The organism is Salipiger bermudensis HTCC2601 (assembly GCF_000153725.1).
Classification (GTDB): Bacteria; Pseudomonadota; Alphaproteobacteria; order Rhodobacterales; family Rhodobacteraceae; genus Salipiger; species Salipiger bermudensis.
The window spans coordinates 2,313,503-2,339,479 of record NZ_DS022276.1; the positions used below are offsets into that span (position 1 = coordinate 2,313,503).

The 25,977-nt window shown below is 65.1% G+C and carries 24 protein-coding genes, 1 tRNA gene and 4 pseudogenes; 18 read left to right on the forward strand and 11 right to left on the reverse strand.

From position 1 onward, the window contains the following. Window positions 1-63: 63 nt before the first annotated feature. The 4 genes from R2601_RS11040 to ureG all read left to right on the forward strand — a co-directional run bounded on the left by R2601_RS11040 (window position 64) and on the right by ureG (window position 2,257). Window positions 64-282: a DUF1127 domain-containing protein gene (locus R2601_RS11040; protein ID WP_007798013.1), complete on the forward strand. Its 219-nt coding sequence runs from the start codon at window positions 64-66 to the stop codon at window positions 280-282. Window positions 283-418: 136 nt separating this feature from the next. Next, window positions 419-961: an urease accessory protein UreE gene (gene ureE, locus R2601_RS11045; protein ID WP_007798016.1), complete on the forward strand. Its 543-nt coding sequence runs from the start codon at window positions 419-421 to the stop codon at window positions 959-961. Then, window positions 912-1,586: an urease accessory protein UreF gene (locus R2601_RS11050; RefSeq protein ID WP_007798018.1), complete on the forward strand. Its 675-nt coding sequence runs from the start codon at window positions 912-914 to the stop codon at window positions 1,584-1,586. The genes ureE and R2601_RS11050 overlap by 50 nt, the downstream gene beginning before the upstream one ends. A 38-nt stretch (window positions 1,587-1,624) precedes the next feature. Continuing rightward, window positions 1,625-2,257 (forward strand): urease accessory protein UreG, encoded by a 633-nt coding sequence (ureG, locus tag R2601_RS11055; protein ID WP_040545316.1) that lies wholly within the window; start codon window positions 1,625-1,627, stop codon window positions 2,255-2,257. A 310-nt stretch (window positions 2,258-2,567) separates the two neighbouring features. On the opposite strand, the gene thyX is transcribed toward ureG, so the two are convergent. Beyond that, a complete protein-coding gene (gene thyX, locus R2601_RS11060; protein WP_007798024.1) occupies window positions 2,568-3,482 on the reverse strand; it encodes an FAD-dependent thymidylate synthase in 915 nt (304 codons plus the stop codon). A gap of 203 nt (window positions 3,483-3,685) precedes the next feature. Here thyX and R2601_RS11065 point away from each other — a divergent pair, with 203 nt between their 5' ends. Further along, entirely contained in the window at window positions 3,686-4,120 is a 435-nt protein-coding gene (locus tag R2601_RS11065; RefSeq protein ID WP_007798026.1) for a VOC family protein, read from the forward strand. Further along, window positions 4,114-4,842, forward strand: coding sequence for a DUF1194 domain-containing protein (locus R2601_RS11070; protein WP_007798029.1), 729 nt, complete (start codon window positions 4,114-4,116; stop codon window positions 4,840-4,842). Before R2601_RS11065 ends, R2601_RS11070 begins: the two co-directional genes overlap by 7 nt. 34 nt (window positions 4,843-4,876) lie before the next feature. Here the strand turns inward: R2601_RS11070 and R2601_RS11075 are convergent, their stop codons facing one another. The 3 genes from R2601_RS11075 to R2601_RS11085 form a co-directional block, all read right to left on the reverse strand. Further along, on the reverse strand, window positions 4,877-5,374 hold the full coding sequence (locus tag R2601_RS11075) for a MarR family winged helix-turn-helix transcriptional regulator (RefSeq protein WP_007798032.1): 498 nt from the start codon (window positions 5,372-5,374) through the stop codon (window positions 4,877-4,879). A 96-nt stretch (window positions 5,375-5,470) separates the two neighbouring features. After that, entirely contained in the window at window positions 5,471-5,731 is a 261-nt protein-coding gene (locus R2601_RS11080) for a succinate dehydrogenase assembly factor 2 (RefSeq protein ID WP_007798034.1), read from the reverse strand. Then, complete coding sequence (locus R2601_RS11085; RefSeq protein ID WP_007798036.1) at window positions 5,728-6,123, reverse strand: helix-turn-helix domain-containing protein; 396 nt, start codon at window positions 6,121-6,123, stop codon at window positions 5,728-5,730. The genes R2601_RS11080 and R2601_RS11085 overlap by 4 nt, the downstream gene beginning before the upstream one ends. Before the next feature lie 109 nt (window positions 6,124-6,232). Here R2601_RS11085 and R2601_RS11090 point away from each other — a divergent pair, with 109 nt between their 5' ends. From R2601_RS11090 to R2601_RS11110, 5 genes are all read left to right on the forward strand, one after another. Continuing rightward, window positions 6,233-7,435 carry a pyridoxal phosphate-dependent aminotransferase gene (locus R2601_RS11090; protein WP_007798038.1) on the forward strand — a complete coding sequence of 401 codons (1,203 nt, stop codon included), beginning with the start codon at window positions 6,233-6,235 and terminating at the stop codon, window positions 7,433-7,435. Beyond that, entirely contained in the window at window positions 7,432-7,806 is a 375-nt protein-coding gene (locus R2601_RS11095; RefSeq protein ID WP_040544617.1) for a bleomycin resistance protein, read from the forward strand. Before R2601_RS11090 ends, R2601_RS11095 begins: the two co-directional genes overlap by 4 nt. Next, window positions 7,803-8,201 carry a hypothetical protein gene (locus R2601_RS11100; RefSeq protein ID WP_007798047.1) on the forward strand — a complete coding sequence of 133 codons (399 nt, stop codon included), beginning with the start codon at window positions 7,803-7,805 and terminating at the stop codon, window positions 8,199-8,201. Before R2601_RS11095 ends, R2601_RS11100 begins: the two co-directional genes overlap by 4 nt. Before the next feature lie 163 nt (window positions 8,202-8,364). Then, window positions 8,365-8,685: a hypothetical protein gene (locus R2601_RS11105; RefSeq protein ID WP_007798048.1), complete on the forward strand. Its 321-nt coding sequence runs from the start codon at window positions 8,365-8,367 to the stop codon at window positions 8,683-8,685. 85 nt (window positions 8,686-8,770) lie between these two features. After that, window positions 8,771-9,562, forward strand: a complete 792-nt coding sequence (locus tag R2601_RS11110; protein ID WP_007798052.1) for an inositol monophosphatase family protein — start codon at window positions 8,771-8,773, stop codon at window positions 9,560-9,562. Window positions 9,563-9,754: 192 nt separating this feature from the next. On the opposite strand, the gene R2601_RS11115 is transcribed toward R2601_RS11110, so the two are convergent. From R2601_RS11115 to putA, 3 genes are all read right to left on the reverse strand, one after another. After that, on the reverse strand, window positions 9,755-10,123 hold the full coding sequence (locus tag R2601_RS11115) for a GFA family protein (protein WP_040545317.1): 369 nt from the start codon (window positions 10,121-10,123) through the stop codon (window positions 9,755-9,757). Window positions 10,124-10,131: 8 nt separating this feature from the next. After that, on the reverse strand, window positions 10,132-10,875 hold the full coding sequence (locus R2601_RS11120) for a rhomboid family intramembrane serine protease (protein ID WP_007798056.1): 744 nt from the start codon (window positions 10,873-10,875) through the stop codon (window positions 10,132-10,134). 84 nt (window positions 10,876-10,959) lie between these two features. Next, window positions 10,960-14,388 carry a bifunctional proline dehydrogenase/L-glutamate gamma-semialdehyde dehydrogenase PutA gene (gene putA / locus R2601_RS11125; RefSeq protein WP_007798059.1) on the reverse strand — a complete coding sequence of 1,143 codons (3,429 nt, stop codon included), beginning with the start codon at window positions 14,386-14,388 and terminating at the stop codon, window positions 10,960-10,962. Between the two features lie 106 nt (window positions 14,389-14,494). On the opposite strand from putA, the gene R2601_RS11130 reads away from it, so the two are divergent. The 6 genes from R2601_RS11130 to R2601_RS11150 all read left to right on the forward strand — a co-directional run bounded on the left by R2601_RS11130 (window position 14,495) and on the right by R2601_RS11150 (window position 22,480). Then, window positions 14,495-14,983 carry an Lrp/AsnC family transcriptional regulator gene (locus R2601_RS11130; RefSeq protein ID WP_007798062.1) on the forward strand — a complete coding sequence of 163 codons (489 nt, stop codon included), beginning with the start codon at window positions 14,495-14,497 and terminating at the stop codon, window positions 14,981-14,983. Window positions 14,984-15,120: 137 nt separating this feature from the next. Beyond that, window positions 15,121-15,205 (forward strand) — tRNA-Leu (locus R2601_RS11135). A 653-nt stretch (window positions 15,206-15,858) separates the two neighbouring features. Beyond that, entirely contained in the window at window positions 15,859-16,215 is a 357-nt protein-coding gene (locus R2601_RS11140; protein ID WP_007798067.1) for a hypothetical protein, read from the forward strand. Between the two features lie 112 nt (window positions 16,216-16,327). Then, complete coding sequence (locus R2601_RS11145) at window positions 16,328-19,690, forward strand: DUF4214 domain-containing protein (RefSeq protein WP_007798069.1); 3,363 nt, start codon at window positions 16,328-16,330, stop codon at window positions 19,688-19,690. 530 nt (window positions 19,691-20,220) lie between these two features. Further along, entirely contained in the window at window positions 20,221-20,418 is a 198-nt protein-coding gene (locus R2601_RS25870) for a hypothetical protein (protein WP_254656043.1), read from the forward strand. Next, window positions 20,408-22,480 carry a recombinase family protein gene (locus tag R2601_RS11150; protein ID WP_007796339.1) on the forward strand — a complete coding sequence of 691 codons (2,073 nt, stop codon included), beginning with the start codon at window positions 20,408-20,410 and terminating at the stop codon, window positions 22,478-22,480. The genes R2601_RS25870 and R2601_RS11150 overlap by 11 nt, the downstream gene beginning before the upstream one ends. A gap of 23 nt (window positions 22,481-22,503) precedes the next feature. On the opposite strand, the pseudogene R2601_RS27705 reads toward R2601_RS11150, so the two are convergent. The 3 pseudogenes from R2601_RS27705 to R2601_RS26480 all read right to left on the reverse strand — a co-directional run. After that, window positions 22,504-22,581: pseudogene (locus R2601_RS27705) on the reverse strand (integrase core domain-containing protein); the annotation flags it as partial. Between the two features lie 294 nt (window positions 22,582-22,875). Continuing rightward, window positions 22,876-23,902: pseudogene (locus tag R2601_RS11155) on the reverse strand (IS110 family RNA-guided transposase). Window positions 23,903-23,986: 84 nt separating this feature from the next. Continuing rightward, window positions 23,987-24,061, reverse strand: a pseudogene (locus R2601_RS26480) (integrase core domain-containing protein); the annotation flags it as partial. Window positions 24,062-24,134: 73 nt separating this feature from the next. Here R2601_RS26480 and R2601_RS11160 point away from each other — a divergent pair. Next, a pseudogene (locus R2601_RS11160) lies at window positions 24,135-25,136 on the forward strand (IS110 family RNA-guided transposase). Between the two features lie 664 nt (window positions 25,137-25,800). Here R2601_RS11160 and R2601_RS26790 read toward each other — a convergent pair. Continuing rightward, a complete protein-coding gene (locus R2601_RS26790; RefSeq protein ID WP_007798082.1) occupies window positions 25,801-25,959 on the reverse strand; it encodes a hypothetical protein in 159 nt (52 codons plus the stop codon). Window positions 25,960-25,977 lie beyond the last annotated feature (18 nt).

The window sequence follows — 25,977 nt, forward strand, 5'->3', positions numbered from 1 at the left end:
GCAGCATCGCTTACCTTGTTGGCAAGGGAGGGGACCTGAACATCAATAGGAAGGTTCCTACAAATGGCATTCATGACCGCAAGCGAGCGCCACGTCGCCGCACCGTTCTTTACCCGTCTTCTGACCTCGATCGGCAACGTGATCGTTGCGATGGGCGAAGCGAACCCGCGCCTGCGCCGCATCGAAGCGCTGCAGCGCCTGTCCGACGTCGAGCTGGCCGAGCGTGGCATCCGCCGCGAGGACATCGTGCGCCACGTCTTCCACGACGTCTACTACCTCTGATCTCTGCCCGCGCAGCGCGCTTTGACGCGCGCGCCGGAGACATGCATCAAGGCCACGCGCCCGGGATCGTCCGGGCCGTGGCCTTCTTCGTTTCGCGGCCCCGCCGCCGCGCCGTTTCCAAGACCAAGGACCTGACATGACCCAGTTGCCCACCGCTCACGAGATCGCCCGCAAGGGCCACTGGGAGACCGCCTCGGACACCGTGACCCTGTCCTACGAGGACCGGTTCCTGCGTCGCAAGGTGCTGACCGCCGGATCCGGTGCGGGTTTTCTCGTCGATTTGGCCCATACAGAAAGCCTCGATCACGGCGATGCCTTCCGGCTCACCGACGGGCGGCTGGTCGAGGTGGTGGCGGCGTCCGAGCCTCTGCTGGCGGTGAGCGGGGACGACCTGCCGCGCATCGCGTGGCATATCGGCAACCGCCACACCCCCTGCCAGATCGAAGCCGTGCGGCTGCTGATCCAGCGCGATCACGTGATCCGCGACATGCTGCAGCGCATCGGCGCCACGGTCACGGAGGTCGACGAGCCTTTCACCCCGGAGGGCGGCGCCTACGGCCACGGCCGGACCCACGGCCATGACCACTCGCACAGCCACGGGCCGGAGGGGCATTCCCACGGTCACTCGCATGCGCATGACCATGACCACGGGCATCATCACCACGACCATGAGCACTGACGTTGCGCTCACCCTGCACCAGCTGTTCTCGCCGGCCTTCCCCGTTGGCGCCTTCGCCTATTCGCATGGGCTGGAAACAGCGGTGCAGGCGGGGCAGGTGAGCGACGCCAGCGCCCTGCAAGGCTGGCTCGAGGCGGTGCTGCGCCACGGCGCGGGCTGGTCCGACGCGGTCCTGCTGGCGCAGGCGGCACAGGGCGCCGACGCCGCCATGCTCTCGGAGCTGGGGCTGGCGCTTTCGCCCTCGGCCGAGCGGCGGCTCGAGACCGAGCAGCAGGGGCGGGCCTTTGCCGCCACGGTCTCGGAGGTCTGGGGGCGCGAGATCCCGGCCGCGCCCTACCCGGTGGCGGTGGGGCTCGCGGTGCAGGCGCTGGAGCTGCCCTTGGAGGAGGCGCTGCGGCTCTACCTGCAAGCCTTTGCCGCGAACCTCGCGGGCGCCGGCGTGCGACTGATCCCGCTCGGTCAGACCGACGGGCAGCGCGTGGTGCAGGCGCTGGCGCCGCTCTGCGCCGAGCTGGCCGGACGTGCGCTTGAGGCGGAGCTCGACGATCTGGGCGGCTTCGCGCCGCTCATTGACATCGCCAGTCAGCGCCATGACATGCTGTATTCCCGGCTATTCAGATCATGACCCCGGATCATGGCCTCAGATCATAACGGAGAGAGATGATGGCATCCCCCAACGGACCCCTGCGTGTCGGCCTCGGTGGCCCGGTTGGCGCCGGCAAGACGACGCTGACAGCGGCGCTTGCGCGCGCCCTGCGTGACCGACTGTCGATGGCGGTGGTCACCAACGACATTTACACCCGCGAGGATGCGGAGGAGCTGATGCGCCAGCAGGTGCTGCCGCTCGACCGCATCAAGGGGGTGGAGACCGGCGGCTGCCCGCATACCGCGATCCGCGAGGATGCCTCGATCAACCTCGCCGCCATTGCCGAGCTCAACGAGGTGCACCCGGATCTCGACCTGATCCTGATCGAGAGCGGCGGCGACAACCTCTCGGCCACGTTCTCGCCCGAGCTGGCCGATGTGACGATCTACGTGATCGACACCGCCGCCGGCGAGGAGATCCCGCGCAAGGGCGGGCCGGCGATCACCAAGTCGGACATCCTGGTGATCAACAAGACAGATCTCGCGCCCCATGTCGGCGCCTCGCTCGATGTCATGGAGCGCGACGCCACCAAGATGCGCGCCGGACGGCCTTTCGTCTTCGCGTCTCTGCGGCAGGGCAAGGGCGTGGACGAGATCATCTCGCTTCTGGCGCGGATCGGAGGCCTGCCGCTGGTCGAGGCGGCGGAGTAAGGGGGGGCCTGCGCGGACTCAAGGCCGAAGGCTGCCTCTCACACATCGCGTTTCGCGATGTGTTGCCGGCAGGTGTTTGCAAGCAAGCGCCGAGAGGCGCGCATCGGTCATGCTGGAAGCATGCCTCCGGCATGACCCGCCCGCACGGGCCGGCGATCTGGAAGGGCCGGGCACTCAGCTTCGAGGTCTTTCGGGCTTGGCCCGGATAAATCGAGGGATTCCACAGTGGTTTCGCCGCCCCGCGGTCCGGCGATGCGCGGCGGTTCCGATCGTTTCGCCAAATGGCTCCGCGCTTCCCTAGGGAAGGCCCTCAGCCTTCCCCGTCGAGCACTGCCTTGAACTCGCGCCACTCGCCCTTGGACATGCCCGAGGTCTCCTGCGAGACCTCTTCGCCCTTCAGCATCCGGCGCACGCAGTCGAGCGCGGTCGAGGACAGCTGGGCACCGCCCATGCGGTAATCCTCGAAGGCCTTGTAGGCGAAGGGCACCCAGTCGGCGACCATCTCGCAGATCGCGTCGGCGTAGACGCGGATCTCGTACTGAGCATGGCTGTCGGCGCGCAGGCGGAGGAAGTGCAGCAGGTTGTGCAGGTCCACCTTCCAGTACCACTGGGTGTAGGTGTTGGCGGGCAGGTTCATCCGCGCCAGCTCGCGCGCGAGGCCCTGCTGGTCCTCGGTCGAGATCATCTCTTCGTAGTGGTCGAAGGCGCGCATCGCGTCGTCGCGCAGGTAGCGCAGCACGCGGTCGGCCTCGGCTCCCTCGAGCGCTTCGCCGCGGCCCTGGTTGTTGGTCACCGACTGCGCCGCCAGATGCTCGGGCGCGGGGATGTAGAACTCGCGGTCGAGGATCGAGTAGCGGGCGGAGTATTCATTGACGTTGGCGGTGCGGTGGCGGATCCACTGCCGCGCCACGAAGATCGGCAGCTTCACGTGCAGCTTGATCTCGCACATCTCGAACGGGGTCGAGTGCCAGTGCCGCATCAGGTAGCGGATCAGCCCCTCGTCATTGCTCACCGACTTGGTGCCGCGCCCGTAGGAGACCCGCGCCGCCTGACAGATCGCCGCGTCGTCGCCCATGTAGTCGATGACCCGGACGAAGCCGTGATCGAGCACCGGCTTGGCGGTGTAGAGATGCGCCTCCATGCCGGCGGAGACGGCGCGCAGGGTGGGCTGCGTCTCGCTGCGCTGCGCGTCGATTTCGGCCTGCTGTTCCGGGCTGAGCGGCATGGGGAATCCCTTCTTCGGTCTGCGAGTCGGTAAGCCCCATATATGGCGGAAAGCGGCGAAGATGGAAACTAGATGGTGTGGCCGAGCCTGCGTTTTGGCCGGGCCGGCTGCGGTGCGGGATTATCGACGGTCACCTCGGCCCTCGACATATGCGCCATGCTGTCTACTCTCTGGGCAAGAACTGGAAAGAAGGAGCATGCCCCATGGGCATCAAGTATCTGCACACCATGGTCCGGGTGAAGGACCTCGACGCGTCGATCGCGTTCTACAAGCTCTTGGGTCTCGTCGAGCGCCGCCGCACCGAAAGCGAGAAGGGCCGCTTCACCCTGGTCTTCCTGTGCCCGCCGGATCAGGCGGACGGCACCGCCGACGTGGAACTGACCTACAACTGGGATGGCGACGATGGCCTGCCCTCGGATTCGCGCCATTTCGGCCATCTCGCCTATACGGTGCCGAACCTCTACGAGATGTGCCAGACGCTGATGGACAACGGCGTGACCATCAACCGCCCCCCGCGGGACGGGCACATGGCCTTCGTGCGTTCGCCCGACAACATCTCGATCGAGCTGCTGCAGGAGGGCGACGCGCTTGAGCCGCAGGAGCCCTGGGCCAGCATGGAAAACACGGGCCATTGGTAAGCGCGGCGGCCCTTCGTCTCGCGGCCGCGGCCGCTCTGGGGCTCACGCTCTGGAGCGGGGCAGCCGTGGCGGAGGGCTGTCGGCTGGCGCTCTTGTTGGCGCTCGATGTCTCCTCCTCGGTGGACGAGGAGGAGTACCGCCTGCAGAAGGAGGGGTTGGCCGCGGCACTGGCCGATCCCGACATCGCGCGCTCGATCCTCGAGGGCGACGGGCGCGTTGCGCTCGGGGTCTACGAGTGGAGCGGGCGGCGGCAGTCGACCGTCGTGCTCGACTGGACGGTGCTCGGCGACAAGCCGACGCTTGATCAGGCGATCGGGCAGATCCTTGCCGCGCCACGCAGCCACAACCGTTTTCCCACCGCGATGGGCTATGCGCTGGGGTATGGATCGGCCATGCTCGACCGTGCCCCGGTCTGCGCGCGGCGGGTGATCGATGTCTCGGGCGATGGCATCACCAATGACGGCTTCCGCCCGCAGCAGGCCTATCTGCACTTTCCCTTCGGAGAAGTAACGGTGAACGGGCTGGCAGTGCTGGGCTCCGATCCGCGGGTGGTGGAGTACTTCCGCGGCGAGGTGGCGCACGGGCCGGGCGCTTTCGTGGAGGTCGCGCAGGGCTACAGCGATTTCCGCCGTGCGATGACGCTGAAGCTCTTCCGCGAACTCAACGACATGATCATCGGTGGGCTGGAGGGACAGGCCGGTGACCGGCCGGAGTTGCGCTAGGCGGCCTTGGCGGCGGTGGAGACTGCGCCGGTCGCTAGTAAATGTACCGGATCTGGTCGGTCCAGAACCGTTCGAGCCGGCGCAGGGATGTGTTGATGTGGTCGAGCCCGTCGAGATCGATGACGTTGCGCCCCTCGAGCCCTTCTGAATGCCGCTCGAACAGGGTTTGCACCATGTCGCGCACGTCGCGTCCCTTGGCGGTCAGCCGAACCCGCACCGAGCGGCGATCAATCTCGCAGCGCTGGTGATGCATGTAGCCCATCTCGACCAGTTTCTTGAGATTGTAGCTGACATTGCTGCCCTGATAGTAGCCGCGCGATTTCAGCTCGCCCGCGGTCACTTCGTTGTCGCCGATGTTGTAGAGCAGAAGGGCCTGCACCGCGTTGATGTCGAGCAGGCCCGTGCGCTCGAATTCGTCCTTTATGACATCGAGCAGAAGCCGGTGCAGGCGTTCCACGAGCGACAGCGTCTCAAGATAGCCGGTCATGTAGCCGCTGAGCGGCTTCTTCCCCATGGAGGCATGAATGCTCATCACCGTCTCCGCCTGTTCCTTGTGACAGGCAGGTTTGCGGGAAAAACACCAACAATCGGTTAAATCACGCCAAAGACATGAAAAACCGTCCCGACCTCAGGGATTGCAGGCGACCTGCGAGATATCGGTGATCAGCGGCCGCAGCGCCTCCGGGGCCGGGCGCTGGCCCGAGACCCACTGGTAGAGATCCTGGTCGTTCTCCTCGAGCAGCGCCTCGTAGGCGTCGAGCTGCGCGGCGTCCATTGCCGCGAGCCGGGCATCGGCATAGCGCATCAGGATGATGTCCATCTCCTTGATGCCACGGCGCATCGACCGCATGGTCAGCCTCTTCAGGCGGTTTTCCGGGGTCTCGGTCATGCGTCCTCCTTGAGCAGCTGGCGCAGGGTCTTTTCCAGCCGGCCGAGCCGGTCGCCGGCGGTCTGCATCTGGGTTTTGAGGGCGCGGATCTCCAGCAGCGCGTCGTTCACATCGGCGGGCAGGGCGGCCTCGGTCTCTTCCGGGCCGGATATGCCCTCGCCTTCGCCGGTGAGCAACCACACGATCGACACGTTGAGCAGCCCGGCGAGCATCTGCAGCTTGTTGGCGCGCGGCTCGGCAAGGTCGTTTTCCCAGCCATGCAGCGTCTTGAGCTTCACGCCGAGGCGGCGGGCCAGTTTCTCCTGCCCCATGCCGGCAGCCTCGCGGGCGGCGGCAATGCGGTCGCCAAAGGTGGCGGCGTCGGGGCCATACCAGTCGGTGGTGTCGTTCATTCTGCGCTCCTCCCGGCCCTCGGGGGCCGCTGACCTTGCGGCGGATGCCGCTTGAACGGGTGCTGGGCGCACCCTATGACAGTCCTGATCTCAATACAAACGGTGCCCCATGGCTTTCCTCTCCGACACCCTCGCCCGCGTCAAACCCTCGCCCACCGTGGCGGTGACCCAGCTTGCCGCCGAGCTCAAGGCTCAGGGCAAGGACGTGATCGGACTCGGCGCCGGCGAACCCGATTTTGACACGCCTGAGAACATCAAGGAGGCCGCGATTGCGGCCATCCATGCGGGAAAAACGAAATACACCGCGCCCGACGGCATCGCCGAGCTGAAGCAGGCGATCTGCGCCAAGTTCAAGCGCGAGAACGGGCTCGACTACGCGCCGGCGCAGATCAGCGTCAGCACCGGCGGCAAGCAGGTGCTCTACAATGCCTTCATGGCGACGCTGAACCCAGGCGACGAGGTGATCATTCCGGCGCCCTACTGGGTGAGCTATCCCGACATGGTGCTCCTGGGGCAGGGCACTCCGGTGATCATCGAGGGCAAGCCCGAGCTCGGCTACAAGATCACGCCCGAACTGCTCGAGGCGGCGATCACGCCGAAGACCAAGTGGTTCCTGTTCAACTCGCCCTCGAACCCCACCGGCGCGGGCTACTCCCGGGACGAACTGAAAGCGCTCACCGAGGTGCTGATGCGTCACCCGCATGTCTGGGTGATGACCGACGACATGTACGAGCACCTCGCCTATGACGGGTTCGAATTCTGCACGCCCGCGCAGGTCGAGCCGGCGCTCTACGAACGCACGCTGACCTGCAACGGCGTCTCCAAGGCTTATGCCATGACCGGCTGGCGCATCGGGTATGCCGGCGGCCCGGTCGAGCTCATCGCCGCGATGCGCAAGGTCCAGTCGCAATCGACCACCAACCCCTGCTCGATCAGCCAGTGGGCGGCGGTGGAGGCCCTCAACGGCCCGCAGGATTACCTCGCCCCGCGCGCCGAGGCGTTCAAGCGCCGCCGCGATCTCGTGGTTTCGCGGCTCAACGCGATCGACGGCATCACCTGCCCGGTCCCCGAGGGCGCGTTCTACGTCTACCCCTCGATCGAGGGGCTGCTGGGCAAGACCTCGGCGGGCGGCGCGCTCATCGACAGCGACGAGGCGTTCAGCACCGCGCTGCTGGAAGAGAACGGCGTCGCGGTGGTGTTCGGCGCGGCCTTCGGTCTGAGCCCGAACTTCCGCATCTCCTATGCCACGTCGGACGAGAACCTGGAAAAGGCCTGCGACCGGATCGCGGCGTTCTGCGCCGGTCTCGCATGAGGGCAGTGGTCACGGCCAACCTGCCGTCGCGGGATTTCGGCGCGACCGAGGCATTCTACGCGAGGCTCGGGTTCGAGACCCGGTTTCGCAACGAGGGCTGGATGATCCTCGGCTTCGGCGACACGCAGGTGGAGTTCTTCCCGCATCCCGGGCTCGACCCGCGCGAGAGCTGGTTCTCGGCTTGCCTGCGTTGCGACGACCTCGAGGCGCTGCACGCCCGGTTCTCGCAGGCCGGCCTGCCGGTCGATGCGACCTCGGTGCCGCGCCTGACCGGCATCTTCAGGCTCGAGCATGCGCCACGCATGTTCGCGCTGGTGGATGAGGATGGCTCGCTGTGGCGAGTGATGGACGAGACGGAGGCGCGTGGATGAGCGATCTGCCCGACTACTATTTCCGCGTTCGCGAGAACGGCGCGACGGTGTTCCGGGTCGATACCGAGAACCGCCAGCGCCGCATCGAGATGGACCAGATCGCCGTGGTCAACGTCAACCGCGGCGAGATCAAGCCGCATGGCGACCGGGTGCTCAGCGATGCCGACCTGAGCGCGATCCGTCGCTGGATGACCGACCGGCAGGCGCTTCTCGAGATGCGCGACATGGACGACATCCACCGCGCCATCGACGGGCTGAACCTCACGACGCAATGGGCCCAGTCCAAGGCCAGCGACGCGCAGCTCGACGAGGTCACCGACGCGTTGCTTCTGGCGATGCACGATCTGCGCAGCGTGCTGGTGCGCAAGCGGGCGGACCGGCTGCTGAAGAAGTGACAGGGTTTGCGAACAGTTCCGCGTCTTGATCGGGATTGTTCGGGAATTGCGCCTTGCCGAGCCGCGTGCGCCTTATTTTCGCCAAGATGTTTGACTCGGTCCGGGGCGCTGATACCCTGATTTGAAGAGATAATTTTCACCAATCCGGTTTACGGGGGACCAGATGCGCGCCTTCACCTTTCTCGCTGCAGCCGCCGCGCTGTCGATTTCCGCCTCGCAGGCGCTGGCCTGGGACGATGCCTACAAGGGCGACGCCACCGCCGATGCCAGCCGCCAGCCGCTGATTCAGGCCTATCCGGCGGCAAATTACTGTCCGGCCGGCAAGCAGCCGGTGATCGTGGGCGGGGTGATCTGTTGCGGTGTGCCGACGGCGGGCACCTATTACAACCCGGTCTCGGCTCCGCGCCCGGTCGTGGCGACGCAGAACAGCTACCTGCCGCGCGCCTACGCCCCCGAGGGCGAAAAGGGCGTGGTCATCAACTGAGGCTCACCAACTGGCGCCGCGCCCCTTGGCAAATTCCGACAGGCCGCGTATACGCGCGGCCTGAACCATTTCCGGGAATCCGACCATGCAGGGCAGTGCAAATCTCAACATCATGATCAAGGCGGCGCGCAAGGCGGGCCGCTCGCTGGTCAAGGATTTCCGCGAAGTCGAGAACCTGCAGGTCTCGATGAAGGGTGCAGGCGACTTCGTCAGCCGCGCCGACATCGCCTCCGAGACCATCCTCAAGGAGGAGCTTCTGGGCGCCCGGCCGACCTATGGCTGGCTGGCCGAGGAGGGGGGCGCGCAGGATGGCGCAGATCCGACGCGGCGCTGGATCGTCGATCCGCTCGACGGCACCACCAACTTCCTGCACGGCCTGCCGCATTGGGGGGTGTCGATCGCGCTCGAGCACAAGGGCCAGATCGTCTCCGCGGTGGTCTACGACCCGGCCAAGGACGAGATGTTCTACGCCGAGAAGGGCAGCGGTGCGTGGCTCAACGACTCGCGCCGCCTGCGCGTGTCGGGCCGCTCGCGGATGATCGAGGCGATCTTCGCCACCGGCATCCCCTACGCCGCCAAGAACACCCTGCCGGCGACCTTGAAGGATTTCGCCAAGCTGATGCCGGAATGCGCCGGCGTGCGCCGCTGGGGTGCCGCTTCGCTGGATTTGGCCTATGTCGCCGCCGGCCGCTTTGACGGCTACTGGGAGCGCGAGCTGAAGCTCTGGGACATCGCCGCCGGCTACCTGATCGCGCTCGAGGCCGGTGCTCTGGTCGACGGCGTCCGCGCCGGCCAGGATCCGCTCGAGAGCGGCTCGCTGCTCTGCGCCAACAACGCGATCTTCGACGGCTTCGCCAAGATCATCCGCGAGGTCTGACGCCGGGCACGCGCGCCGCGCCCTTGTCTTCTCTACGTCGGAAAATACTCCCGCCGGAGGCGTCCTAAGCCTGCGGCCTGGCGCCGGTATCTCGGCGTATCGCGTAGACCCGCTGCCGACCCGCACCACGCCCGCATCTTCTCTACGTCCCAAATACTCCCGCCGGAGGCATCCCCGGCCCGCGGCCGGGCGTTACCGGTCGGAGGGATGGTTGACCCCGTCGGACCAGCCGATGGGCTCGTGATCGGCCGGGTTCACACCTTCGATGGCGCCCATGTTGACCCCGTACTCGTTGGGGTTCGAGCGCCTCCGGTGATACATGTAGATGCCGCAGACCGAGCAGAAATGGTGCTGCGCGGTCATCGTGCCGAACTGGTAGAGCGTGAGCTTGTCGGCGCCTTTCACCACCGCGACCCCGTCCAGCGGCGCCGAGACCGCGGGCGCGCCGCGGCGGCGGCAGAACGAGCAGTCGCAGCGGCGGGCGGTGTTGAGCCCGTCGGACAGGGTCACGCGCAGCTCCACAGCGCCGCAATGGCAGGTGACCTTTACGGGCTCGGGCATCGCCTCTGTCATCGTCTGCGTCCTACTCTTGGAATGCGTGTGGTGTCGGTGTAGCGGCCCGCCGGGTGGGGCGGATGGCCGTGGGTGCGGCTCCAGAAGGCCGGGCCGCCGCGGCGCAGCCAAGTGGGCGCGATCAGTGCCATGCCGGCGACGAAGCCGCCCAGATGCGCCCAGTAGGCCACGCCCGAGCCGTCTCCGGCGGGGCCGAAGCCGCCGAAGAGCTGCAGGCTGAACCACACGGCGAGCATGATCCAGGCGGGCACCGGGATGATCTTGAAGATCACGATCAGGATCACGAGAATGTCGACGCGGGCCTTGGGGAACATCAGCAGATACGCCCCCATGACCCCGGCGATGGCGCCCGAGGCCCCGACGGTCGGAATCGGTGAGAGCGGCGCAGAGACGTAGTGCACCAGCGCCGCGATCAGGCCCGAGGCGAGGTAGAAGCCAAGGTATTTCACGTGCCCCAGCGCATCCTCGATATTGTCGCCGAAGATGAACAGGAACAGCATGTTGCCGGCAAGGTGGGTGAGCCCTCCATGCAGGAACATCGAGGTCAGAAGGCCGCTGAAGCCATAGCCCTCGGTGACCAGCGCCGGGATCAGCGCCCAGTCGATGAAGAAGGCGTTGAGCGCGCGCGGGTTCTGAAACAGGCCCCAGTAGCTGATGAAGATCACGATATTGGCCACGATCAGCCCGTAGGTGACATAGGGCGTGCGGCCCGACGGGTTGTGATCGCGGATCGGAAACATGCACAGTAGCTTGGCGCGGAACCGCGCCGCGTCAAGCTCTTGCAGGTGAAACGGGGCGCGGCAGGGGGCCGCGCCCGGCGCGCCTCACATGTTGCCGCCAAGGAGTGCGGCGTTGCCGCCCGAGGCGGTTGTGTCGATGCAGACATGGCGCTCGGCGCGGGCGTGGCCGGTGTCGGGCAGGCCGGTGATCAGGCTCAGGATCGGCCCTTTTCGCCCGGCGAGCGCGGCGCGGTAGGCGCGCGCCTCCGCTTCGTCGCCCCACCAGAGCGCCGCCGAGAGGCCGTCCAGCGTCGCCAGCGCTTCGGGTGCCAGCTTGCCCTGCGTGGTCACCGCGACGCCTCCCAGCTTGCGCACCGCCTCGGCTTGCGCCGCGGCGCAGTCCGAGCCCGGCCCGAGGCAGAGCACCGGAGGCCGGGCGAAGCTGGTGTACTGGTTGGCCTCGCCAGTCGGCCCGGGCAGTTCGGTGAGCTTGGGTGCCGCGCCGGGGCCTGCCCCGTCGATGGCCGCCGCGAGGCGCGCGGGCAGCTCGGCGGTGGACCAGCTGCCGGGGGCCTCGGATGCGGCATGTCTCCGGAAGCGATCGCAATAGAGCGGCCCGCCGGCCTTGGGACCGGTGCCCGAGAGCCCCTCGCCGCCGAACGGCTGGCTGCCGACGATGGCGCCGATCTGGTTGCGGTTGACGTAGAGGTTGCCGGCCTCGACGCGCTCGGTCACGTGCTGCACCCGGTCGTCGATGCGGGTCTGCAGCCCGAAGGTCAGCCCGTAGCCGGTGGCGTTGATGGCGTCGATCACCTTGTCGAGTGCGTCGGCCTTGAAGGTGGCGAGATGAAGCACCGGGCCGAAGATCTCGCGCTCGAGATCCTCGATGCCGCCGACCCGGACCAGCGCCGGCCCGATGAAATGCCCGGCGCGCGGCACGTCGATCTGTTTCATCAGCCGGCCCTCGGCGCGGGCGGCCTCGACATAGGCATGGATGCCGTCATGCGCCTCGGCGTCGATCACCGGGCCGAGATCCGTCGACAGCTCCCACGGCTGGCCTGGGCGCAGCGCCTCCATCGCGCCTTCCAGCATCTCGATGAAATGCGGGGCGATGTCTTCCTGCACGTAGAGGCAGCGCAGCGCCGAGCAGCGCTGGCCGGCGGACTGGAAAGCCGATTCGACGATGGCGCGGATCGCCTGCTCGGGCAGGGCGGTGCTGTCGACGATCATCGCGTTGAGCCCGCCAGTCTCGGCGATCAGCGGGGTGCCGGGGTCGAGATGCTCGGCAATCGAGCGGTGGATGATCTGCGCAGTCTCGGTGGAGCCGGTGAAGGCGACGCCCGAGACGCGGCTGTTCGAGGTGAGCGCAGCGCCCACGTCGCCGGCACCGGGCAGCAGTTGCAGCGCCTCGCGCGGCACCCCGGCCTCGTGCAGCAGCTGCACCGCGCGCCACGCGATCAGCGGGGTCTGCTCGGCGGGTTTCGCCAGCACGGCATTGCCGGTGGCCAGCGCCGCGGCGATCTGGCCGGTGAAGATCGCCAGCGGGAAGTTCCACGGAGAGATGCAGGCAAACACCCCGCGCGGCGGGGCCCCCTCGGCGCGCTCGGCGTAGTAGCGCAGGAAATCAACCGCCTCGCGCAGCTCGGCCACGGCGTCGAGCTGGGTCTTGCCGGCCTCCCGGTGCAGCATCGCGAAGATCTCGCCGTAATGCGCTTCATAGAGATCGGCGGCCTTGAGCAGGGCCGCGGCCCGGTCCGAGGGGCTGGCCTGCCACGGCTGCGCAGCCTCGGCAGCGGCAGCGACGGTCTCGGGGCTGGCCCAGGTGATCTGGCCCACCTCATCGGACGGATCGGCCGGGTTCGGCACCGTCTCGGTCGCGCCGAGCGGAGCCTCGACAGCGGTGATCGGTCCGGCCTGCCACGGCGCACTGCGGAACGGTGCGCGGGCGGCGTCGATCTCGGCCAGCGTCGGACGGTGGGTCAGATCGAAGCCCTTGGAGTTCTCGCGCTCGGGGTGGAACAGCTCTGGCCCGCGGGCGAGGGGGCGCTGATCGTCGGCCTCGAACGGATCGGCGGCAACCACAGACGGCGGCACGTCCTCGTCGACGATCTGGTTCACGAAGGACGAGTTCGCCCCGTTCTCGAGCAGGCGCCGCACCAGATAGGCCAGCAGGTCGCGATGCGCGCCCACGGGCGCGTAGATTCGGCAGCGGGTGCCCGCATCGGTCTTGACCAGCCCGTGCAGCGTCTCGCCCATGCCGTGCAGGCGCTGGAATTCGAACGCATCGGTGTTGTCAGCCATGTGCAGCACGGCGGCGACTGTGTGGGCGTTGTGGGTGGCGAATTGCGGGTAGATCCGGTCGGTCATGCCCAAGAGCTTGCGGGCATTGGCGATGTAGGAGATGTCGGTATTGGTCTTGGCGGTGAAGACCGGGAACCCCGCAAGGCCCATGACCTGCGCACGCTTGATCTCGGTGTCCCAGTAAGCGCCTTTCACCAGCCGCACCATGATGCGGCGATCATGCGCCTCGGCCAGCGCGTAGAGCCAATCGATGGTCTCGGCGGCGCGCAGCCCGTAGGCCTGCACCACCACGCCGAACCCGTCCCAGCCGGCAAGCGTGGGCGAGGCGAAGGCACGCCCGATCACGTCGAGCGACAGCGACAGGCGGTCAGCCTCCTCGGCGTCGATGTTGAGCCCGATGCCGGCGGTCTTGGCTTCTTCGCAGAGCCGCAGCAGGCGCGGCACCAGCACCTCCATGACATGCTCGAACTGGCCCTCCTCGTAGCGCGCATAGAGCGCCGAGAGCTTCACCGAGATGCCGGGATTGTCGCGGATGTCCTTGGCCTTGGCGGCTTTTGCAATGGCGGAGATGGCCTTGGAATAGGCCTCGAGGTAGCGCAGCGCGTCCTCCTCGGTGCGGGCGGCCTCTCCCAGCATGTCATAGCTGTAGGTGTAGCCCTTGGCCTCCATGGCGCTGCCGCGCTTCATCGCCTTCTCGATGGTCTCGCCGAGGACGAACTGCGCGCCCATCTCCTTCATGGCGCGGCCCACGGCGGTGCGGATCACCGGTTCGCCGAGGCGTTTCATCGCATTGCGCAGGTGGCCCGCGGGGCCGGGGCGCTTCTCGGGGTCGAGGACCTTGCCGGTGAGCATCAGGGCCCAGGTCGAGGCGTTGACCAGCGGCGAGGTCGAGCGCCCCATGTGCTTGCCCCAGTTCGAGGGCGCGATCTTGTCCTCGATCAGCGCGTCGATGGTCTCGGCATCGGGGACGCGCAGCAGGGCCTCGGCAAGGCACATCAGCGCGATGCCCTCGTCGGTCGATAGGCCATACTCGGCGAGGAAGACCTCCATCATGCCGGGCTTGGTGCTGCCGCGGATCTGGGTCACGAGGTTGGCGGCGCGGTCACCGATTTCGCCGCGGTCGGCGGGCGAGAGTGCCGCCTGTTCGCGCAGCTTCGCGACGGTCGCGGCCTCGTCGGCATAGGTGTTGTGGTCGATCAGATGGCGCAGATCGGGGGCGATGTCCTTGGGCATTGGGCGTCTCCGGTGATTTTTGCCAGGATAGAGTGGTTCGTGAAGTCAATTTGCCTTAAGAGCTATTTTAGGCGCATCAAAACGACCGAAGATTCCGAGAAACGCAATGCAAGACGACTACGAAGAATACGACCGGTTCGACCGCGCGATTCTGACCACCTTAGCAGCCGAAGGGCGAATCTCGATAACCGAGCTCGCCCGTCGTATCGGGCTGTCAAAAAGCCCCACGCAGGCGCGGCTGCGCCGGCTCGAGGAGCTTGGGGTGATCCGTGGCTACCGGGCGATCCTCGACCCGATCCGCCTGCGGCTCGATCACGTGGCCTTTGTCGAGGTGCGCATGCTCGACACCCGCGAGGCCTCGCTCGAGGCGTTCAACGCAGCGGTGGCGGCGATCCCCGAGATCGAGCAGGTGCATCTGATCGCCGGGAATTTCGATTATCTGCTGAAGGTACGCACCGCCGATATGCGCAGCTATCGCCGGGTGCTGGCCGAGAAGATCTCGACCTTGCCGCATGTCTCGACCACCTCGACCTATGTGGCGATGCAGGCGGTCAAGGAAGACGGCCTGGCGCGCCCGCCGGGGGCGAGCGCCTGAGGCGCGCCGACGGGAAAGGAAAGGCGGCGGTTGCCCTTCGGGACGAAAGGGCACAGCGCGGTCATTTCGCAGGATCCCACGCGGGAAGATCGTTGTCAGTCGTCGTCCTGAGCGGTAGAGGCATCAGGGCGCGTCGTGCGGGCGTGGTGGAATGGTAGACACAAGCGACTTAAAATCGCTAGGGCCTGGCCCGTGCGGGTTCGAGTCCCGCCGCCCGCACCACTTGTCCATTGAGGCCTTTTTGCAAAGTCTAACGCTTTGAAAGGTGCGGTGGTTTTTCCGGCTTGAAGGCCGGTTTTTCGGCTCACGCCAATAGGAGCTGAATACACCATACGTAGTACTGCCCTTTTCACGCTGAAATCGCCATTTTCTATTATAAAATAAGGGCTTGAGGGGGCGTCGGGTGTTCGAGCATTTCGTCGAGCGAGCGGTTCGGGCTCGACATGCTTACAGCTTCCTCCTCAAGTAGAGCCTTCTCCTGTTGGAGTTCGGAAATGCGAACCTCGTATGGGCGTTGACTATGATCTGCGTCCGGGCAAGGTTCTCTTCGGCGAGGATTGCCCGAAGATCTTCAAGGGGATCACGCTGGCCAGGTTGAAGCCCGAGCGGACCAAGATTGGCTCTTGATAATGGCATTTCGTGAGACACGCGAAACCTGAGATCTGCTGTTGAGAATCTTCATAATGTGTTAACATCTTGACGTCGGAGAGCGCCGTGTCTGCGACGGGGCGTCTTCCGGCTTTGATGATCGGAGAGATTTCACCTTGATCGATTTGAGCGGAATATTGCGGGGTTCTCCCGTACTCGTATGCCAGTTCGCAGCGCTTTTTGTTGCCGGGTGTGCGCAAACCCTCATCCCGTCAGAAGCGGTCGGCATGTCGAGCGGCACATCCGGTGCGCGCGTCGCCAGCTTCTTCGAGGGGACTGTCTCGGACATCGTGAGTTTCGAGCCTCTCCAATTTACGCTGGACTGCTGCGAGGGGCGGCTTGAACTCGGAATGGCCGATGTCCGGAGCGCGTCTGAGGCGAGCCGGGCTGCCATTGCCGCCCTCCTGTCAGGTCGAGAGCTGAGCTGTACCGCCTTTTCCGAGGCGCCCCGTTCGGGGTCCGGGCCGGACAATTTCGTCTGGTGCAACACGACCGACGGCACGCTGCTCTCGTCGATCCTGATCGAAAGAGGGCTGGCAACCGAGAGGTGTGAGTTCAGCGGGAACCAGTTCGGAACCTGCTGATCGGCAATTGGGAAACAGGGACGGAACAGAGGAGGAAGAAGGCCAGAGGGGGGACGCCGATTTTGGGCCGGTGTCGATTTAAAGACCTGAATTTTATTGGAGGAGTGGGGCAATGACAGCGCTTACGCAACAGTATGAATTGAAGAACGTTGATTGGGCGACCTTTGGCAATGGCGATGCCAGGGATGGCAATACCACCGTCACCGTTTCTGGGGTGACCGGATCACAGAGATTCGCTTTCCTGTACTGGGGAGAGCTGAACTTCAGCGGGTCGAGCGACACCCAGATCACCGTGAACGGAACCGCCGTGACAGGGACGACGCTTGGCACGTCCGTGGACACGTGCTGGGGCTCCGACCAGAGCGTCGGATACTTTGCCAATGTCAGCGACATCGTGAACGGCGACGGAAGCTACACGATCGAAGGCATGGGTGAGGGCGGGCAGGGCGCTTCGCTGGTGGTCTTCTACGATGATGGCGACGCGACCAACAATCGCGATGTGACCATTTTTGCCGGCAACGACTCGACCGACCAGTCCGGCTCGATCACGACAATCAACCTTGGAAATCTGGAATACGAAAGCGGCAGCTCGACGCTGACGCTCTTCGTCGGCGATGGTCAGAGTTTCACCGACGGCGATCTGACGATCAACTCGACGCTTCTGGGCACCAACCAGTTTCCGGGCGGTGACGGCGCGCTCTGGGACATCAACACCTATGATATCACCTCGGTGCTGAGCCCCGGCGACAACAACCTGGCCGTCACCCATGTGAGCGATGGTGACTGCCTGCAGTTCGTGACTGCGATCGTAGACAAGGCTGCAAAGCCGCCGGTGCTTTTCCTCGACTTCGATACCGCGATCCCGCGCGACTACTATGTGACCTATGCCAGCTATCTCGGGTTCCTCGGGCTCGACGCCCGCGAGACCTCGGCCACCCGTGCCGGAACCGAGCCGCTCGGTGTGTTTACCGCAGCCCAGAAAACCGAGCTCGTTGGGCTGGTGCAGGACATCTTCGACCGCTCCGGCATCGCGATGGACGTCACGTCGACGCAACCGACCAGCGGCGATTACCACTCGGTGCGGTTCACGTCGACCAAGCTGCGTTACGACACCACCGGCGACGGCAACGACAACGCCCGTCTGCTCGGGCAGGCCTATGAGGGCGTCGACCGGTACAACACCGAGGACAACAACATCGTCGCCGTGCTGATGGATGGCAGCGATGCGATGCTGTCGGTCGCCGAGACCGTGGCGCACGAGGGGGCGCACGCCTTCGGTGCCCGTCACATCAACCCAGTGCAGGGCTCCGGGGCCGAGGTGATGGATTACGACTCGAGCGGCCTCGAAACCTTTGTGAAGACGCCGGCCAACATCACCGAGCCGCCGGTCGACGGCAAGCCCGCCACCAGCGTCACTCACAACCCTGCATACCACATCCGCCGCTACGTGAACGAAGAGAACGACACGCAGTTGCGCCTTGAGGGGCTGACCCCGGGCACCTGGGATCGCACCGCCTTCGAGAACATCCTCTATTCGCTCGGCCTCTCAGATCTGACCCAGTCTCTGAGCGACCTCTACGTTCTGGTGCTCGGAAGAGATCCGCTCGTTGAGGGCGACGACGAGAGCTTTGGCACCCTGATCCCGGTGGCTGAAAACATCGACAGCTCGGGCAACCTGACCTTCACGGTGCCGGAGGGTTCCGAATTCCGGATCGTGGCGTCGACCGGCGACAGCAGCGTTCTGGATGCAGTGCTTGAACTCGATCCGGACGCAGACGACCCCTATGCGATGACGGCCAACCCGTCGTCGAACCCGTCGGGAACGCTCGTCATGGACGATGGCACCGGCAACCCGGTGGCCATCGGCAGTTTCGCGTTGGAGGTCGAGGAGGTCATCGAGGTTGCTGACGCGGAGGCGCTTGCGCCGCTCTTCGTCTCGATTGATCGCAACATGGAGTCGGAAGCCGGCCCGGATGCCACCGTCACCGTCAGCCGCGGCGCGGAAACGACCGGCGACTTGACCGTGGTTCTGTCCAGCACGGACACCTCGGCCGCGACGCTGCCGGGGACCGCGATCATCCCCGATGGCGAAACCGAAGTGGAGGTCAGCCTCTCAATGATCGACGACTTCCGTCTCGACGGGCTGCAGACGACCACCATCCTGGCGCTTGCCGAGGGCTATGAAAGCGCGTCGACGAACTTTGACGTCATCGATGATGAGACGGCCATCATGGGGACGCTCGAGCCCGACGATCTGACAGGTACTCCGGATCTCGACGGGATCTTCGGCTTCGCAGGCGATGACCGGATTCTCGGGCTCGAATCGAATGACATCATCGGCGGCGGCCTTGGCAACGACACCGCGGTCGGCGGGCCCGGGGCTGACATCCTGTCGGGCGGGGCGAACGACGACGTCCTGATCGGGGGCAGCGTCCCACCGGTCGACGAGCTGGGCCAGACCAGTGGGGCCCAAGTCTTCCGGGTTTTCGGGGCGACGCTCGACCGCATCCCCGACTCGTTGGGATATGACAACTGGTCTGGCCAGCTCGAGAGTGGTGCGATGGTCTTGACGCAGGTGATCACCGGCTTCGTCGCATCGCCCGAATTCCAGGCCACCTACGGCGCGCTGGATGACGAAGCCTTCGTCACGTTGCTATACAACAACGTGCTTGATCGCGACCCGGATGCCGGTGGTCTGGCGAACTGGCTGTCGCAACTCGCGTCCGGAACCACACGCGAGGAGGTCGTCCGGGGCTTTTCTCAGAGCTCGGAATATATCGCGCAGACAAACGATTCGGCCAGCGCCTATGTCCTCGCGGGGATTGCGGCGCCTTTCGCGGATGATGTCTATCGCCTCTACGAGGCAACCCTCGATCGCGAGCCCGATGTGGTCGGCCTGACCAACTGGTCAACAGAGAGGGGCATGGGCACATCCTACCTCGACGTGGCGTCGGGCTTCGTAAACAGCCCCGAGTTCCAGGCCACCTACGGGGCGCTCGACGACGAGGCTTTCGTGACTCTGCTCTATAACAACGTGCTCGACCGTGATCCCGATGCGACGGGTCTCGCGAACTGGCTCCAGCTTCTCTCCGAGGGCGCGAGCCGCGAGGAAGTGGTGGAGGGCTTCGCCCAGAGTCCGGAGTTCGTGGCCAAGACGGCCGAGGCGTTCGCAGCCTACATGGCGGCGACCGAGGGCGACACTTATGACGGTGGTCCAGGCGACGACCTGATGAGCGGCAGCCTTCTGGCTGATGACTTCATCTTCGAGCGCGAGGATGCCGGACGCGACCGGGTGCTCGAGGTGGATGCCTTCGATACCGCGTCGTTCCTCGGCTTCGGCTACGCGGATGCGGCGGAAGCCAGATCCCATATGACCGAGGTGAACCTCGATGTCGTCTTCGCGGATCAGGGCGTGTCGGTGATCTTCATGCACACTGACATGGAGACGATCGATAGCATGACGATCCAGGTCTGACGGTCTGGGCCGTCTGCGCCGGGAGCGTTCCGAAGCAGCTGGCACTGACCTGCTCCGCAGAGAGGCCGAGCTTATGAGTTAGTTCTGTTCAGGGTTTGGCCCTCTACTGACCGTTGGTGATACTCCCACGGGGTGAGCCCGTCGAGGTTCGTGTGGGGGCGGCGGTGGTTGTACAACTCAATCACAGAACACCCACGGGACCGAGGAGCGCGAGGTGCTCTACCCTTGGCAGCCCTGGACGGGGCGAGTTGTTCACGTACACGAGGTGATCGCGAAGGCGGGCTGGGCTGCGTTTCGCTGTAGCCTGAGCGGTATCTCGTCGGACCGACGGCTGGAGGTTCCCGTCTGGATGTTCGATCGGGCGGCCTGCCAGTGCTGGCAAGTCGCGGTAACGCCGGTTGCCTCAGTGGCGGCTTTGCGAGCTCTGGCGGCATTGCTGCACGATGCGGCCGGCGTTCGTGATGGCGCATCGCAAATGCCAGATTCGAGCGCAACATCGAGCTCCCAGCAGGCGATTCCGGGAGATGCCGATGCCACGCCGACCAGCACCACAACAGCTCGAGTTGTTCACTCACCCCAGCGACGTCGACCAGGTTCCGGCGCCGCACTGGCAGACGTTGCCGGAGGAGGCGCGGGTAACGCTGACCGAACTGATGACCCGCCTGATCCTCGACCACGCCGCCGGCGCTCAGGCGCCTCGCCGGACGGAGGCACGACATGAAGCATGAGAAGATCAGTTCGCACCACCTGGAGCGCAAGGCGATCCTCTACGTGCGACAGTCCTCCGCCCACCAGGTGCTGCACAACCGCGAGAGCGGCGCTCTGCAATATGCGATGCGCGACCGGCTGGCGACGCTCGGCTGGTCCTGCATCGAGACGATCGACGACGACCTTGGCCGGTCCGCGGCGGGCGGCGTTGCGCGGGCGGGCTTCGACCGGATGGTCGCCGAGGTCTGCCTGGGCAAGGTCGGTGCGGTCGCGGCGCGGGAAGTGTCGCGCTTTGCGCGCAACAGCCGCGACTGGCAGCAGCTGATCGAGATGTGCCGGGTCGTCGACACCGTCCTGGTCGACCAAGAGGCGGTATATGCGCCACGCCAAGGCAACGACCGTCTACTTCTCGGTTTGAAAGGAAGTCTCAACGAGTACGAGCTCGATCTGCTGCGGCAACGGTCGCTGTCCGCCCGTTACGAGAAGGCCCGGCGCGGCGAGTTGATCGTCGCGGCTCCCGTCGGCTTCGTGAAGGCCGGCGACAGGCTCGAGAAGGACCCCGACCGCCGCGTCCAGGAGGCCATCACCCTTGTCTTCGACAAGGTGACCGAGCTCGGCAGCGCCCGGCAGGCCCTGCTCTGGTTCCTGGAGCACGGGCTGGACCTGCCCGCAAGACACGCCAATGGCGACGTGATCTGGCGCAGGCCAACCTATGCCACCATCCACCGCATGATCGAGAACCCGGTCTACGGCGGCGCCTACGCCTATGGTAAGACCCGAGTTGTGCCGAGACACGGCGCGGCCGTTCCGCGAACCGGCAGCCGCCGCAAACCGCGCGCTGAATGGCTGGCGCTGAAGCCCGGCGCACACGAAGGTTATATCAGTTGGGAACGGGCAGAGGCGATCCGCGCGATGGTCAGCGACAATACCCCCACGAGCCGGCACCATGGGGCGCCCAAGCACGGCGATGCCCTGCTCGCCGGTCTCTTGCGCTGTCGGCGCTGTGGCCGCAAGCTGACGGTCCGCTACACTGGGGCCAAGCACGACATCCCGCGCTATTCCTGCTGGCGCGGTCTGCTCGACAACGGCGAGCCGCGCTGCATCGCCTTCGGTGGCCTGCGGGTCGACGATGCCATCAAGGATGCGCTGCTGCGGGTGGTCGAGCCGGGCGCCATCACTGCGGCCGCCGAGGCCGAGGCGCAGGTCGCCAGTCGCCGCGATCAGGTTCGCGACGCGTTGGCGCGAGACCTCGAAGCTGCCCGCTACGGTGCCGACCGCGCCTTCCGCCAGTATGATGCAGCCGATCCCGAGAACCGACTTGTGGCGGCAGAACTCGAAGCGCGGTGGAACCGCGCCCTCGCACGCGCCGCCGAGATTGAGGCCAAGATCGCCGCGCATGATTCTGCAACCTCCAGGCCTTCCTCCTTGGCGGCGCTGGATGCCGCCGCGCTCGGCACGGACCTTCGCACTGTCTGGGAGGCGCCAACGACCGATGCCCGGCTCAAGAAGCGCATCGTGCGCACCGTCATCCTCGAGGTGGTCGCCGACATCGACGACGACGCCTCCGAGATCGTCCTTCTGATCCACTGGATCGGCGGCATGCATACCGAACTGCGCCTGCCGAAGCGGCGTCGAGGCCAGCGCAACAGTACAGCACCAGAGATCATCGCGGCGGTACGTCAGCTCGTTCTCCTGGCCACCGACGATCTGATCGCCGGCATCCTAAATCGAAACGGTCTGCTGACCGGTCATGGCAACCGATGGACCCGGGAGCGCGTCACCGCACTCAGGTCGCATCACAAGATCCCGGTATTCCGCCCGGCTCCCGACGGCACCGAACCCTGGCTCAACCTGACCAACGCTGCGCGCCTGCTCGGCGTCACGACCAAGACACTAAGACTGGCCGCCGAAGCCGGCAGCATCGAGGGCGTTCATCCGTTACCGGACGGTCCGTGGATCTTCGCCCGCGCGGAACTCGGCAAACCGCCAGCCCAGCAACTCACCCAGCGCGCCCGGCAGAACCCCAAATACCCCACCGGATCGCACCCCGATCAGCAAAACCTATTTACTTCAGAGGCATAGAGAGATGGGCGCAATGAAGCAGGATTGTAGTGTCTACGCCAATCCTCCAGCTTTTCCCGCGCATCTGCAAGGTTCATGAACCAGTGCGCGTTTAGACATTCGTCCACTGCCCGGCAGGGCATTGTGCAGCAATGTCCCGTGTATGGACGCCCCCGGGGCTGCAAGCGATTTTTTGACTTTGGCAACAGCATTGCGGTCGAGTTCCTTCGTGTATCCGGCCTCTGGTTGCGACCTTCAATGCCGCGGGCCCTCATGGTGAGTTCGAGGAACAGGTCCAAAACGAGAGGCCGTAGTACAAGCTACTCGGGACATTACTGGTTTTCCCATTCCTGATCTCGTCGACGCTTTGCCATGACCTCCATTCAGAACCACCGCACCCCAGCCTGCCTTCGCGCTCAGGCGTTGGCAGGGGTCTCGTAGACGCCGCCATGAGCCATGATCGCCCAGGCCATCCGCGCCATCTTGTTTGCCAGCGCAACTGCAACCAGCATTTTAGGTTTGCGAGCCAACATACGGGCCAGCCACGACCCATCTGGCGCGCCGCCGCGTTTTTGCGCGGCTTGGATCGCGGACATTGCACCGATGATCAGCAAACGCCGCAGGTCGCGCTGACCCATTTTTGATATCTTGCCCAGCCTTGTTTTACCGCCCGTAGAATGCTGGCGTGGTGCCAGCCCGATCCAGGCTGCGAAGTCGCGCCCCTTGCTGAACATCTCTGGCGGTGCCGCCAGCACGGCAATCGATACCGCCGTCACCGGGCCCGATCCCCGGCATGGTCATCAACCTGCGCGCCACATCGTCCTGTCGGGCAATCTGTCGAAGTTGCCGGGTCAGCGCGTCAATGCGCGCGCTTAGCCCGGCGATGAGATCGAAGAATATTTGGCAAAGGCCGGTGACTTCGGGCGGCAATCGTTCTCCATTCTCAGCCACAGCCTTTTCCAACCGAGGCAGATGCTGAGGGCCTTTCGGCGCGACAATCCCATGTTCAGCCAGATGCCCTCGCAATGCGTTGATCGCCTGGGTACGTTGCCCTGTCAAAAGATCGCGGGTCTTGAGTACCATCGACTGACCTTGTTGCTCGGTTGTCTTGGTCGTCACAAAGCGCATGGTCGGTCGGGACGCTGCTTCAGCGATGGCTTCGGCATCATTCGCATCGTTCTTTTGCCGCTTCACATAGGGTTTGACGTATTGCGGGGCGATGAGCCTGACATCGTGGCCAAGTCTGGAAAGCTCCCGGCTCCAGTGATGCGCACCCGCGCAAGCCTCCAAAGCGATGGTGCAAGGCTCAATCTGACCGAAAAACTCTAGCACCCGCCCTCGCGGCAACGCCTTGCTAAAGACCTTAGATCCATTTGCCGCCGCGCCATGCGCGTGAAACGAACTCTTGGCAATATCCAGCCCTACAATGCTAACCTTCTCCATGGACGCTTCCTCCTCGTAGCGAATTTCGACACCGCTACCTTGGCACAGCGATGCCGTGAGGGGGCGTCCACACCATCAAGAGGGGCGCAGCCGTCCATTGAAGCTCTCGACGAAGCCGTTCTGCATCGGTTTTCCCGGAGCAATGTAGTGTGAGTTGATAAGGTGGATGCCCCCACCAACGGCATCTCATATGCCATGATGGTTCCATTGGAACCGAACGGAGGGCACATCGATGACGACGAATATCGGCATGCTGGCGATCGACCTTGCGAAGGGTAGCTTCCAGGTCTGCGCCATCGGGCCGGAGGGGGCGGTTCTATACAACCGAAGTATGTCGCGGACGCGGCTTGCGTCCCTTCTTGCCGAGCAGCCAGCTTGCATCGTGGCGATGGAGGCCTGCGCCACGTCGCACCATTGGGGCCGGGTGGCGCAACTGCACGGCCACGAGGCTCGGCTTGTTCCGGCGGCCTACGTGAAGCCGTTCGTAAAGCGCCAGAAGAATGATCGCGCGGACGCGGAAGCCATCGCGGAGGCGGCCTTGCGCCCGACTATGCGCTTCGTGGCGGTCAAGAGCGCCGAGACCCAGGCGCGCGCGGTCGCATTCCGGACACACCAATGCCTGGTCCGGCAACGCACGCAGCTTATCAACGGGCTACGAGGACATCTGGCCGAGTTCGGACTCGTGGCGCCGAAGGGCCCGGCGAGCCTGAACGCGCTGGACGACGAGGCCACGGACCTGCCAAGCCCGGTTCGTGAGATGGGCGCGATTTACCTCGACCAAATCGCGCGCCTCACTGCGGTGATCGAACAGCTGGCGGACGAACTCCAGGCGGCATCGAAGGCAGATGCACAGCTGCGACGATTGTGTACCATCCCCGGGATCGGCCCGGTCACCGCTGGCGCGGTCTCGGCATTTGCACCGGACCTCGATACATTTGACAGCGGACGAAACTTCGCAGCGTGGCTCGGCCTGGTACCCCGGCAGAGGTCCACCGGCGGCAAGACGAGCTCGCTCGGTCAGCAAGATGGGCCAAACTGACATCAGCGCCTTCTGATTGTCGGCGCCATGAGCGTGATCCGTTGGGTGGTTCGCAAGGGCGGCAGTGCGAACCGCTGGCTGGCTGCGCTGGTGGCGCGCAAGCCCAGGATGGTCGCGGCCGTCGCGTTGGCGAATAAGATGGCTCGCATAATCTGGGCCATGACAACGAAGAAAGAGGATTATCGAATGCCGTGATCTGGGCCCGAGCAGGGCCTGAACACGGCATGGCCGCAGGGCCGGGGTGAGCGATCGACGAGGAGTAGGCGACACGGACTTCGAAGTTCAAGGCGGGAGATTCAGTCCCGGGGCTCGAGCGCTTGCAGCTCTCTGAACCGATGTGAACCCAGCCTTCCGAACAGCATACCGGCCCGTGGCGTCATGGAAGGCCACGCTCAGAGGCCTGACACACGTCCGATCGAAGACCCCGCCGACAAATCGAAGATCATGCTTGCCAAACAGGGGGCATCCACACACGTCCCCTCCGGCCCGACGGCGCAGACCTGGAAGCTACCCTTCGCAAGGTCGATCGCCAGCATGCTGATATTCGTCGTCATCGATGTGCCCTCCGTTCGGTTCCAATGGAACCATCATGGCATATGAGATGCCGTTGGTGGGGGCATCCACCGCATCAGTTCAGTTGCCACCGGGCAACGCTTTGGCCGCCGGTGGCTTAGGGGGCGCTGTGTAAGAGGGCGTACTTACTCCATGTGGAGGCCCAAGAGGTTGCTCTGCCAGCGCTGCAGCTCGTCAAAAAGTGAGTTTGAGCTTAGTCGTCTCGGGCGTACCACGCCGCATCCGGCAATGGTCCGTGAGTGGTGGTCGTTTGGCCGGTACGGCGGATCCACTGGGCGCCTGACAGTCAGGCGACCTCAGGCTCTTCTACCGAGGCAAGCTTCTTCGCGTCGAGCTTCTGTTGCAGCTTTTCGAGATCCGAGACCCCTTTGTCCTGAAGAGCAGCGGGGTTGATCTTGTGTTCCACCATGAGCTGAGCACGGAGATGTTGGAAGACGTTGAGCATCGGCGGTCCTTTCCGTCG